The following is a 12188-nucleotide window of genomic DNA, read 5'->3' as shown; positions in this document are numbered from 1 at the left end:
AGTAAAGAAGAGGAGATGCGTGCACTTGAATTTTACCATGAAATTTCCCGGATTAGAAGATGTGAAAATCATGAAGATGGAACAAGTGGAGGACCGGGTGGCCCTGCATGTGGAGTTGGAAGTGAAGGCACACCGTTGCCCGCGTTGCCAGGAGAAGACCCGGCGTGTCCACGATTACCGGATCCAAAAGATCAAACACCTGAAATGGTTTGAACGCCAGACTTACCTTTTCTATAAGAAGAGACGCTACGTATGCGGGGCGTGCGGCAAGAAATTCGCCGAACAGAATTCATTCATCGGCCGCTATCAACGGTTCTCAAAAGAGTGGAACCAAGCGGTTCATGTGCGCAGCGTCAAGGCGAAAACGTTCAAGGAAGTGGCCGGACAATACGGCGCTTCCGCTTCGACCATCGTTCGGCGTTTCGATCTGGTGGCGCTCCAGGAAGTTACTGAAACCGCAAAATTACCGCGTGTGATCGCCATCGACGAATACAAAGGCGACACCCGCGAAGGAAAGTACCAACTGATTATCGCCGATGGCGAAACGAGAGAACCGATCGATATCCTGCCCAACCGGAAAAAAGAGACGATCAAACAGTATCTCCAACAGCACGGAGCTGCGGTGGAAATCGTCGTCATGGACATGAGCCATTCCTTTAAAGCCGCGGTCAAAAAAGCACTCGGCAAACCGGTGATCATCGCCGATCGCTTCCACTTCTGCCGGTACATTTACTGGGCGCTGGACGCGGTCCGCAGACGCGTGCAGAAAAGTTGGAACGACTATGACCGCAAAAAAGGCAAACGGATGCGCTACGTCTTTTACAAAAACAGTGAGAAGTTAACCGAAAAGGACCGTTGGTACTTGAAGCGGTATCTTGAAATGGATGAGGAGCTCAAACGAGCATACGAACTGAAGGAAGCGTATTGCACGTGGTTTCAGGCAAGCAAAAAAAGAGATCCCGAGGAAATCCTCAAGACCAAAGAAGCGTTGCTGGAATTTTATCGGCTGGTGGAACAAGCGGGCATTCCCGAGTTCCAGAAAGCCATGGGCACCTTCCGAAACTGGCAGACGGAAATCTTGAACAGCTTCTCGTTCAAGTATTCCAATGGTTTCTTGGAAGGCATCAATAACCTGACAAAAGTGATTAAGCGGAACGCGTTCGGCTTTCAGAATTTCGAACGCGCCCGCGCCAAAATACTACTGACACACAAGTATAAGAATATGGGAGTTCACGTTGGTTAGAGTGAGGAAGATTTCACCTCACCCCAACATTTGACGGAGAACCAAAATTTTATGGTCGTTGAAATATTTTATGATGCGAATCGGGTCTTTATTCCTTGAAAATTTTTTTTCTTTTCTAATCACACTATGCTAAAATGTTCATTTAGGAGAGTCTTTTTAGATAACACATTAGGTTCAGAAAGCTGGAAGGGGAAGCGTAATAATGTTTTCAAAAGATATCGGTATTGATTTAGGAACGGCAAATGTCTTGATCCATGTAAAAGGCAAAGGAATCGTATTAAATGAGCCATCGGTTGTTGCGCTTGACCGAAAAACAAACCGCGTTTTGGCGGTTGGGGAAGAAGCCCGCAAAATGATCGGACGCACACCTGAACATATTGTGGCCGTCCGACCGCTTAAAGATGGCGTCATTGCAGATTTTGATGTGACTGAAATGATGCTAAAGTACTTCTTAAACCGTTTGAAGGTTAAAGGCTTTATGACTAAACCACGCATCTTAATTTGCTGTCCGACTAATATTACGAGTGTCGAGCAAAAAGCGATCCGTGAAGCAGCCGAAAAATCCGGCGGCAAGAAAGTCTTTTTAGAAGAAGAGCCGAAAGTGGCGGCAATTGGTGCTGGGATGGACATTTACCAGCCGAGCGGCAATATGGTCGTCGACATCGGCGGCGGAACGACGGATATTGCTGTTTTATCCATGGGCGATATCGTAACGAGTGAATCAATTAAAGTGGCTGGCGATGTTTTCGACCAAGACATTCTTCAATACGTAAAACGCCAATACAAATTATTGATTGGCGACCGTACAGCAGAAAATATCAAAATCGAGATCGGTTCAGTGTATGGCGGCAGCCGCAACGAAGAAATGGAAATTCGCGGCCGTGATATGATGACGGGACTGCCTCGGGTAGTGAAGATCCAGTCTGCTGAAATAGAAGAAGCCTTGAAGGAATCTGTTGCAATGATTGTTGCTTCTGCGAAAAGCGTGCTTGAAAAAACGCCGCCCGAACTTTCTGCGGACATTATTGACCGCGGTGTGATTTTAACGGGTGGAGGAGCTATGCTTCACGGCATTGACCAATTGCTTGCAGAAGAATTGAAAGTTCCGGTTTCCTTGTCTGAATTGCCGATGGATTGTGTGGCACTCGGAACCGGCATCCTTTTAGATAATATGCAAAAACTTTCTCGCCGTTAAATCAGTTGAACTTATTCGAATGTGGCAGTTAAGTTTTTGGTTAAGCTTTAGCATTGATCCTCTTGGGATTTTAGCCAATCCGGCATATGGCCAGATTTGAACCGTGAATTTCTTCTGTTTCTAAAGGGGTTTAATAGGCATATAAAGGCATCAGGCGACTTTTAAGCAGAATGCCTTATGGCGATGGTAAAAATCTTTAGTATAATGATAATTAATGCATATTACCGAAGTGGAAATCCGGATCTCTTAAAAGGGGATAGAGGATAGATTCACTGCCGTATAGAATTCTTGAAGATTGACTGCCTCGAAATGAGGCATGCATCAATAGAAAGGTTGACTGAGCGAATGGCTGAAACAAAAAAGAAAGTTTCCCTTCGAAAACAAGCAAAAATCGAAAAGGCCCCAGAAAAAGATGAGAAACAGACTTGGTGGGTCCAAATTCGTTTATTTCCAATTTGGCTTCGAATCATCATTGTTCTAGTATTGATTGCCCTGGCTGCAATTTTAGGGGCTATGGTCGGTTATGGCGTGATCGGGGACGGCGAAGCAAGGGATGCGCTGAAATGGGAAACGTGGCAGCATATAATAGATATTATGAGCGGAAAAAAATAATTTTTCCGCTTGTATGAGTTTCGAGCAATATACATAAATTATGGTTGAAGGAGTGGGATTATGTTAACGACCGAACAAATTCAAGCAATTTTACCGCATCGCTATCCATTTTTAATGGTGGATCGGATTTTAGAAATCGAAGCGGGTAAAAAAGCTGTCGGATTAAAGAACGTCTCAGCAAATGAACAATTTTTCAATGGCCATTTCCCAGGATATCCGGTTATGCCGGGTGTGCTGATCGTCGAGGCTTTAGCGCAAGTGGGAGCGGCCGCTGTATTGCAGCTGGAAGCCAACAAAGGCCGCTTGGCATTTTTCACCGGCATCGATAATTGCCGCTTTAAGCGCCAAGTCGTTCCGGGCGACCAATTGCGGTTGGAAGTGGAATTGACGAAATTGCGCGGATCGATGGGCAAAGGGCATGCGATTGCTACCGTCGATGGAGAAATCGCTTGTGAATGTGATATTTTATTCGCTTTAGGGCCAGTAGTTGAAAAATAAGCTCGAATTTGAATTTGAAAGTTCATTCCTGTAAAATGATTCAGGGAAATACATAGGAGGGGAATAGCGGAAAGCGATTGCTATTCTTTCTTGCGGAGTGTAGGAGGTTTACCATGTACAAAACATTGCCGACAGGCGTTAAAAGCAGCATCACACGCTCCATCTCAAAAATATTTGAAGCTTACATGGCGAATATTGAATGGGATGAAGAACGTTTTAATTTAGAAGACTTCGTAAAGGTTTGGAAAGACTACATCGAAAACGGAGCTGCTTGGTATGAGAAAGTTCCTCTCGAAGTCAAGTTAAGCCCTGAATTCCATGAAGAAGTGGCGAACAAAATGAATCAGATCATTGATAAGATTTTAAACGAGCCGCCTTCAGAAGATCAAATCGCCCGCATTGAAATCATGCAGGAATCGATGAATACGCATTTCGATTATTCATGCAGAGCAGAAGCTGCTTTCGTGGAAACGAAATTAAATGCGATGAAGAAATAAATATAAAAAAGGCTGGCCGAGATGGGGTTTGAACCGCACCCCAAATGGTAGACACTTTAAAAAAAGTGACCCATTTGGGGTTTTTTCTGTTTTCAGACCCCGGTATACTAAATTTAGCTAACTTGGACGGGAGAAGATCATATGAGTAAAATTATATTCAACGAACACCAACAACGGGTCTTGGAGGCGAATCCGAATGTCGCTTCCGTATCCGATCGGGCGATTCAGTACACACCGGAATTCAAAATCCATGCCGTGAAAGAGAACTTAGCGGGCAAAGGTCCTGCCCAAATCTTTAGTGAAAGTGGTTTTGATTTAACGGTTATCGGTTCCAAAAAAGCGACGTCTTCTTTGAACCGTTGGCGGACGACGTTTCGATCATATGGAGAAGAAGGCTTTTTTGAAGAGCGTCGTGGAAAAGGCAGTACCGGCCGCCCTTCCACCAAAGATCTCTCGGCGGAGAAGAAGCTGGAGAAAGCGGAAGCACGCATCAAATACCTGGAAGCGGAAAATGAGTTGCTAAAAAAGCTCGAGGAGCTCGAGAGGCAGGCGAAGAAACGCAGCTGACCCCAGCGGAAAAATTCGAAGCGATCAACACAGTGGTCCGGAAATTCCAACTGAAGAATTTGGTGGGAACTCTTTGCCGCACAGCGAGGGTCAGCCGGAGTGGCTATTACGCCTGGCTAGAGAAAACGGAACAGCACGCCATTCGCGAAGAACAAGACTACCAGGACTACCAGTTGCTCAAAAGCATCTACGATGCGCATCGGGGGAAAATCGGGTATCGCACCTTTTATATGGTACTCACTGAACTGTTGGAAACGCCTATGAACCACAAGAAGATCCTGCGCCTCATGCGCAAATTCAATCTCTTTGCCAAAATCCGGCGAGCGAATCCCTATAAGCAAATCGCCAAAGCCACACAAGAACACAGCGTCTGTCCGAACTTGTTAAACCGCGAGTTTGAACAAGATGAACCCGGCAAGGTATTCGTCACTGATATCACGTATCTGCCCAACCGTTCGGGGCAAATGGCGTATCTGTCCGCCGTAAAAGATGTCGCCACCCGTGAAATCGTCGCCTATGAAGTCACGACGACGCTCACGATGGAAATTGTTTACCGTACGTTGAAGAAATTGAAGGAAGCGTTGGATGGCAATGTTCACCCGGAAGCGATGATTCATTCCGATCAAGGCTTTCACTACACCCATCCCGAATACCAACAACGTGTGAAGGAACTGAAGTTGACCCAATCCATGTCCCGCCGGGGCAATTGCCTCGACAACGCCCCCATCGAATCATTTTTTGGTCACTTTAAAGATGATGTCGATTTTAAACAAGCAACCAGCCTGGATGAACTGAAAGGGCTGGTGGATGAGTACATGGAGTATTACAACGGAACGCGCAAGCAATGGAATCTAAAAAAGATGACTCCGGCACAATACCGAAGTCATCTAATCGCAGCCTAGCTGCAGGGTACCTTTTTTATAAACTGTCCATTAAATGGGGCGCGGATCAGTTCCAACTCGGCCAGCCTTTTTATTGTTCAAAGAAGAAGCCTTCCAGCGCTTGTCGCGGCTGGCGAGCTGCCTCCGCTTTTCTGATTGTCCAGACTCCGGCAGCTAGCCGCTCGAGGTCGCTTCAGCCTTAGCAGCAATGGCAAAACCCGCCATTACTGCTAAGCCTTCCAGCGCTTGTCGCGGCTGGCGAGCTGCCTCCGCTTTTCTGATTGTCCAGACTCCGGCAGCTAGCCGCTCGAGGTCGCTTCAGCCTTATCAGCAATGGCAAAACCCGCCATTACTGCTAAGCCTTCCAGCGCTTGTCACGGCTGGCGAGCTGCCTCCACTTTTCTTATTGTCCAGACTCCGGCAGCTAGCCGCTCGAGGTCGCTTCAGCCTTATCAGCAATGGCAAAACCCGCCATTACTGCTAAGCCTTCCAGCGCTTGTCGCGGCTGACGAGCTGCCTCCACTTTTCTTATTGTCCAGCTGCAAGAGGCAGCTTCTCGGGTCTTAAGTCAGCCCGCTGCGGCGGCAACAGCCTCCTCGCGTTCTGCCTTAAGCCTGTCGAAGCTAAACGGCTCTTTTCGCTTTTCTTATTGTCCAGACTTCAGCGGCCAGCCTCTCGAGGTCTTAAGGCGTCTTGCCTATGCGGCAAAAAATGCCGCTTCGGCAAGACGCCTTAAGCTTGTCGAAGCTAAGCGGCCGCCTCCGCTTTTCTTTATGCCTTTGTTTCGTCTTTTCTCAGGCCGGGTCGTGTGCGCATGTCTGATTCGAAGCGCTCAAGCAATTCTTCGCCCTCTAGCCCGTCTTCAAGCAATTCCGATAGTAGGGTTTCAGCGTATTTCCGTCTTGCGCGTTTCAAGGTTCCTTTCATTAATACCGAAACCTGATTGCCCATGACTTTGACGCCATAGATGGCTACTTCAAAGGTGGCCGGTTCGTTTCCAGGATAGGAGATGACGACTTTCACATCGTAGATACCCCCAGTTTCCATCATTCGATCGAAGCTTTCTTTGTAATCTAATTCCATCAGCATTTCAAGCACCCATGAACGGTGGCTGTTTTCTTGATTGATAATGATTCCGTCAATTAAAGGATAATCCGTCACTTCATCTTCTTTAACGACTCCGAGTGACAGCATTTTAAATGTTTTCACGTCAATTCCTCCAAACATCGCTTTTTTTCAGTATAGCATAGCCGAAAACATGCCGCTTATCGGCTGGAAAACCGTTTTATTTTTCCTGTTATTATGCCAAATTCCATTTTTCCAAAACTAAATAAGAACTTCAGAAACCATATGGCTGCAAGGATGTAGAAGAAAAACAATTTTCATCAATGATTAAAAATCAGATTTCATCAGCGTTATTGAGCCAAAAATCGAATTTGCCCTTTTGCGCAATATTCACTTTCCTTAGTATATTGTTAATAAGCCAAAAGGAGGTGAAAAAATGAATCAAGTCGGAATCGTTGGCCGCTTAACGAAAGACCCGACAATGCGTGTGATGAGCGAAGGGCGCGTACATACTTCTTTCATCGTCGCCGTGTCCCGGAATTACAAAAATCAACGAGGGGAAGTGGAAACGGATTTTGTTCTCTGCTCAACCTGGGGCAAGCCCGCCCACAATGTTTCGAAATACTGCACGAAAGGATCTTTGGTTGCAGTAACAGGCAGACTGCAATCCCGCCATTACGATAAAGAAGACGGATCCCGTGTTTATGTTACAGAAGTACTGGGTGATCAAATCCGTTTTCTTGATAAAAAGCGGCCAAAAGAAGAAGCCGCTCCTAAACCGCTGGAACCTGGGTCTGAAGCAGACTTTGATTTCCAGCCGCCAGGAACGGCTACTGTAATAAGTACTTAATTAGGATAAGGAGGCACTTAGTTATGCCAAAAGACGTTCAATTGCAATTGGAAGTGCATATGGAGCAATTAATCAAACTGACCGCCTTGCTTCATCGCCGATTGGCAGAGGCGGAGCGGGAACTAGGTGAACTGAAAGAGAGCTTCCGTTCCGTCCAACAAGGATGAAGTTTTCACTCGCCAGAAGGAAATCCGGTTGGGTGGGGGCTCAGCCGGATTATTATAGATTATAGGTAAACAGTTCCTTCAATTCGCTGTCTGACAGCTCTGTCATCCACTGGCTGGATTGGATAAATTGTTCGGACATGGTCTGCTTTTGAGTAAGCAGCGCATCGATTTTTTCTTCGATCGTGCCAATGGTCACAAATTTATGGACGTGCACGAATTGGGTTTGGCCGATTCGGTAAGCCCGGTCTGTCGCTTGGTTTTCAACTGCGGGGTTCCACCATCTGTCCGCATGCAAAACATGGGTAGCGGCTGTTAAGTTCAAACCGGTTCCCCCTGCTTTTAACGAAAGGATGAAAATTGGAAATTTGCCGTTCTGGAAAGCAGCTACGAGAGAATCGCGCTGATTTTTTGGCATGCTTCCAGTCAAGAATGGAACTTCATGGCCATATAATTCATTGATGGCTTGCTGCAATAAATGCCCCATGCCGATATATTGAGTGAAAATCAGGCATTGCTCTCCGCGCTCGGCAATTTCTCCTGCCAGAGTCACAATGCGTTCAAGTTTTTGGGACCGCGGCAATATCTCTGCAGCGGATGTATAAGGTTCTTTCAAATACAAAGAAGGATGATTGCACAATTGCTTTAATTTGCTGAGCATCTTTAAGACAAGGCCTTTTTTCTCAAATCCGGTGAGCGTCTCCATTTTCTGCACCGTATCTTGCACTAAACCTTCATATAAAGCTGCTTGTTCCGGCGTTAATGGACAGTATTCCAACTGCTCTTGCTTCTCCGGCAAATTCAATTGCAAATCAGGATCTTTTTTCGTCCGGCGCAGCAAGAATGGCTGAATGCGCTGTCGAAGCTTTTCTTTCGTTTCTTCTGAATCGTCGCGTTCAATCGGAATCATGAAATTCTCTTGGAACTGCTTGATGCGATACAAATAGCCCTTGTTGATAAAATCAAAAATCGACCAAAGTTCAGAAAGCCGGTTTTCAATCGGTGTCCCGGTCAAAGCGATGTGATGGTCGCCTTTAAATTTACGGATGGTACGGGATTGCTTCGTATACATATTCTTGATGTTCTGTGCTTCATCCAGCGTAATGCTGGTCCAGTGGATGCCTTGGATCTCTTCCGCATCCGAAGAAGCGATGCCGTACGTAGATAGCACGACATCCGGTTTTTCTTTCTGCAGGAAGGCCTGGAATTCCTCGGCTTTTGGACGGGTGCTGCCGTAATGGGTAACCACTTTCAAGTCCGGGCCAAAGCGTTCAAGCTCTTTTTGCCAGTTGCCGAGTACGGAAGTCGGGCAAATGATCAGTGAAGGCTGCTCGGGTTTCTTCGCATGGACATGCAGAAGGTAAGTGATCAATTGAACTGTTTTTCCAAGTCCCATGTCATCTGCAAGGCAAAGGCCGAAGCCTTCTTCGCGCATGAATACAAGATAATCGAATCCGGTCTTCTGATAAGGCCGAAGTTCTGTATGAAGATTTTCAGGAATCGGTGTTTCCGGTAAATCGCGTTTATCCAGCAATTTATCGAGCAATGTCCGCAATGATTTATTCAAATGGAACTCAATCAACGGATCTTCTTCGTCTACACCTTCATCCAGCATAATTTCAGGCACATTCTGGAACAGCATATCCTTGATGGTCCAATCGGCGTCATCTGCTTCTTCGATCATTTTCCGAAGCTGCATGAGCAAATTGGAGTCTACACGTACCCATTCGTTGCCGATGCGGATAAATTCTTTGTTCTCAGCGACAAGCTGCTGGAAATCCTGCATGCTGAGTTCGTGGCCGTTCAATGAGAATTGCCAGTCAAAGCGCACAATTTGATCTAGGCCGACCACAGATGCTTTTTTGACCGGAGAATGGATATTGGCTTTCACTCGGATTTTGGATTCTTGGACCGCTTTCAGCCAAGAAGGGATTGAAACTTCGACGCCAAAAGACTGAAGGATCTCCGCATCATTGCGCAAGAACTCCAACACTTCTGCATCTGTCCATTCCGCATGGTAAAGGCGGTCTTCGTCGTAATTTTCGACAGAAGGGCAGAGGCTCAGAATCAACATCTGTTTTTCTTTGATCTCCTGTTGGTGAGCACGCCATTTCTCAGGCAGCACTTTATCGAAAGGTTCATCCATCCGCCGTTTGGAAGGTGTCCAGTAGACACTTCCGCGTTTGGAGCGAAGAACCACTTTGAATGACCAGAAAGCATCGTCTTGCGGTTCGCCAAGTTGGACCGCCATGACGTAATCGTCGCTCGCAGGCAAACCGTCCCATCCGGCATGTTGAACAAAATGCTGGATAAAAGGCAGCTGTGCAGTTGCCAATCCTTTTTGATGCAATTGGTGCTTGATGGTATCACTTAGGAATGCTTGGATTTCCGGATCTCCATATGCTGGATCGATCAAAATGTCTTCTCCGTCCACTGAGATATGATCCCAAAGATTTGGATCGTTCAAGGAATCGGCTACTTTTCCAGCAAGATTCAGCCAGGTTTCGTCTTCTTCGGTCTGGCCGGAAAATGACACATAATGATGCGCCTCCCGTTGGAATAAACGCACAAAATCAGCAGGCGTCAACAATAGATCCAGTCCGTCAATCCGCGCAGTCAAGCCGAAAAAGCTTTCTTTGTCGAGGAAATACAAGTATGGTTTCCAGACTTCTGGTGGAATCCGGTTGCCGGTTTCATTTATCGCTTGTACCCGGAATTCTTCAAAGCGCCGGATTTTTAAATAATAGGTACGGTTTCCTTCCGTTTGGAACTGATTCATACAAGATGTCCTTTCTCGATCTCTTCCTGGAGTGCCCGAAGGCGTTTGTTTTGCGTACGGATCTCATTGATATACGCAGTCCAGAATTCCATTTGACCGCTTTTTTTGCAAGCGGCTTTCATTTTCTTCCACATCCGCACCGCTTGTTTATAGCTGGGGCGATTGCGTTCTTCCAGATAATCCATCGCATAGCGGTGGAACAAAGGAAGAACAAAATCCGGAGCAGCTTCTTGTACTTCTTTTAAGCCGCATTCCTCAGCAAAATAAAGCGGCGAGTTGTGAAGATGGTGAAGTTCCGCCCATTGCTTGAATAGCTTTTTCTCGATTAAATAAGTTGAATAAGCTGGGAGGCCGTAATGGCCGAACTGTTTGAACAAATCTTCCCAATCGGTTTCGCTTAGATGGATCAACGAAAACAACCTGCTCAAAACCCGCACATATTGGTGGCGGTATTGAGTGTATAGACCTTCAAAAAGGAAGGTTTTAACATTCGGTTTGATTGACATCAAAATGGCAGTCAATGCTTGTTCATGGGTTTCGCTCTCTGCGAGGATGGCAAGCTGCACCCAATCCGGGGTTTCATCCGGAGACAGTTTTTTCGCTTTTACATCTTCGCCAAGGAGAATGGCAAAAAATGCTTCAATCCGCGGTTCTGGACGGACAAATGAAGCAAGCTCTTCCTTACGGAGTTTCGCCGTTGTAAATAATGAGGTCCAGAATAATTGGTAAACCGTAAAGCGCTGTGAAAAGGATCCGTCTTTTACGGTAACAAAATCATGTACCAGGTTTCTCAAATGTTCCAAAAAAGCGTCCGCTTCAAATGTCCGGTGCTGAACGCGCAATTGCTCCAGCAAATCGCGGAGCGCATGCAATTCATCATCGAACCAAGTTTTAAAGAATGAATGGTGCACTTCCTGAGTTCCAGCTATATAGGTTTCCCATACTTCCATCAAAGAAATCAAATGGGCGTATGTGCGGTAGAATACTTTCCATTCTCTTTCAAGCGGAACGAAGGACAAGGCATTTTTCAATCTGCCGTCATATAGCTGCTCGAAATAGAAATAATTGCGTTTCGTGTAATCCGGAACCGGTTCCCGCCACGCATTGCGGATGATGTGAACCCATTGCACAGGAGACCGTTTATCGGTCAATAAATTAAGCTGTTCTGCGGGACGGGCACGCCACTTGGCTACCCATTCCGATAACGAGCCGATTTTTTGGTAGAGCGAGAAAACAACCGCAAGCTTATGGCGGCAATTCTCTTCCTGCGGACACGCACAAACTGCTGTTAATTTTTCGAAATTCAAAACGACTTTAACTGTATGAGCGTCTTTTACGATGGCTTCGAGCAGAAGCCGTTCTTCGTTGAACGACAGAATTTGAACACCATCATGGCGCACTAAAAAGACTGCTTTTCGAACCATTTCCTCATCCATTTCACGAGATGGATTGAGTGAGTCGTCGATAGCAGCCATATAATTGTGGATCGTATCATCAAAACGTTTTGCCAAATGTTGAACTGTTGCCATTTACATCGCCCCAAAATAAAACTTTCCTTCTATTATACGGCTTTACAGCTCCTCCGTAAACGATGAAGGAAAGTTAATTGCCGTCTTTGTTTAGGTATTTAGCTTTTAATCCTTTAATTCTATTTGTTATTTTCTTGATGAAACCATTAGGAATGCTGTCAGGTAGGCGGGTAGGAGAAGAAAAGAATCTCCAAACGGCATCGGCTGCAATTCGAATTTAAGTAGAAAACGAATAAAACAAATGCACTTCTTTCTTTGATTGCAATGCGAGATCGGGCAGTTTCAGAAGAAGTGTGCCAGTATGAATG

General features: G+C 46.0%; 11 protein-coding genes. 8 read left to right on the top strand and 3 right to left on the bottom strand.

The window, feature by feature from the left end; genetic code table 11:
* Nucleotides 1–19 precede the first annotated feature (19 nt).
* From AC2EXB_RS15090 to AC2EXB_RS15065, 6 genes are all read left to right on the top strand, one after another.
* On the top strand, nt 20–1243 hold the full coding sequence (locus tag AC2EXB_RS15090) for an ISL3 family transposase (RefSeq protein WP_483601356.1): 1224 nt from the start codon (nt 20–22) through the stop codon (nt 1241–1243).
* A 202-nt stretch (nt 1244–1445) separates the two neighbouring features.
* Nucleotides 1446–2438 carry a rod shape-determining protein gene (gene mreB, locus AC2EXB_RS15085; RefSeq protein ID WP_251475636.1) on the top strand — a complete coding sequence of 331 codons (993 nt, stop codon included), beginning with the start codon at nt 1446–1448 and terminating at the stop codon, nt 2436–2438.
* Between the two features lie 345 nt (nt 2439–2783).
* Nucleotides 2784–3050 carry a DNA-directed RNA polymerase subunit beta gene (locus tag AC2EXB_RS15080; protein ID WP_251475634.1) on the top strand — a complete coding sequence of 89 codons (267 nt, stop codon included), beginning with the start codon at nt 2784–2786 and terminating at the stop codon, nt 3048–3050.
* A 60-nt stretch (nt 3051–3110) separates the two neighbouring features.
* Nucleotides 3111–3548, top strand: coding sequence for a 3-hydroxyacyl-ACP dehydratase FabZ (gene fabZ, locus AC2EXB_RS15075; protein WP_052650698.1), 438 nt, complete (start codon nt 3111–3113; stop codon nt 3546–3548).
* Between the two features lie 113 nt (nt 3549–3661).
* Nucleotides 3662–4045 (top strand): hypothetical protein, encoded by a 384-nt coding sequence (locus tag AC2EXB_RS15070; protein WP_251475632.1) that lies wholly within the window; start codon nt 3662–3664, stop codon nt 4043–4045.
* A gap of 141 nt (nt 4046–4186) precedes the next feature.
* Nucleotides 4187–5514, top strand: a protein-coding gene (locus tag AC2EXB_RS15065) for an IS3 family transposase (RefSeq protein WP_483602200.1) whose coding sequence is annotated in 2 segments (ribosomal slippage) — nt 4187–4565 and nt 4565–5514 — 1329 coding nt in all. Because the reading frame shifts where the segments join, the coding sequence is not laid out codon by codon here.
* Nucleotides 5515–6264: 750 nt separating this feature from the next.
* Here the strand turns inward: AC2EXB_RS15065 and AC2EXB_RS15060 are convergent.
* Entirely contained in the window at nt 6265–6702 is a 438-nt protein-coding gene (locus AC2EXB_RS15060) for a YwpF-like family protein (RefSeq protein WP_235197069.1), read from the bottom strand.
* A gap of 292 nt (nt 6703–6994) precedes the next feature.
* Between AC2EXB_RS15060 and AC2EXB_RS15055 the strand changes: the two genes are divergently transcribed.
* Nucleotides 6995–7408 (top strand): single-stranded DNA-binding protein, encoded by a 414-nt coding sequence (locus AC2EXB_RS15055; protein ID WP_110925567.1) that lies wholly within the window; start codon nt 6995–6997, stop codon nt 7406–7408.
* Between the two features lie 23 nt (nt 7409–7431).
* On the top strand, nt 7432–7575 hold the full coding sequence (locus AC2EXB_RS15050; protein ID WP_235197068.1) for a hypothetical protein: 144 nt from the start codon (nt 7432–7434) through the stop codon (nt 7573–7575).
* Between the two features lie 52 nt (nt 7576–7627).
* On the opposite strand, the gene AC2EXB_RS15045 is transcribed toward AC2EXB_RS15050, so the two are convergent.
* Nucleotides 7628–10351: a DEAD/DEAH box helicase gene (locus AC2EXB_RS15045; RefSeq protein WP_483602199.1), complete on the bottom strand. Its 2724-nt coding sequence runs from the start codon at nt 10349–10351 to the stop codon at nt 7628–7630.
* Entirely contained in the window at nt 10348–11880 is a 1533-nt protein-coding gene (locus AC2EXB_RS15040; protein ID WP_483602198.1) for a hypothetical protein, read from the bottom strand. Before AC2EXB_RS15040 ends, AC2EXB_RS15045 begins: the two co-directional genes overlap by 4 nt.
* Between the last annotated feature and the right edge of the window lie 308 nt (nt 11881–12188).

This window comes from Planococcus alkaliphilus, assembly GCF_057031095.1.
This window is presented reverse-complemented; position numbering and strand designations above follow the sequence as displayed.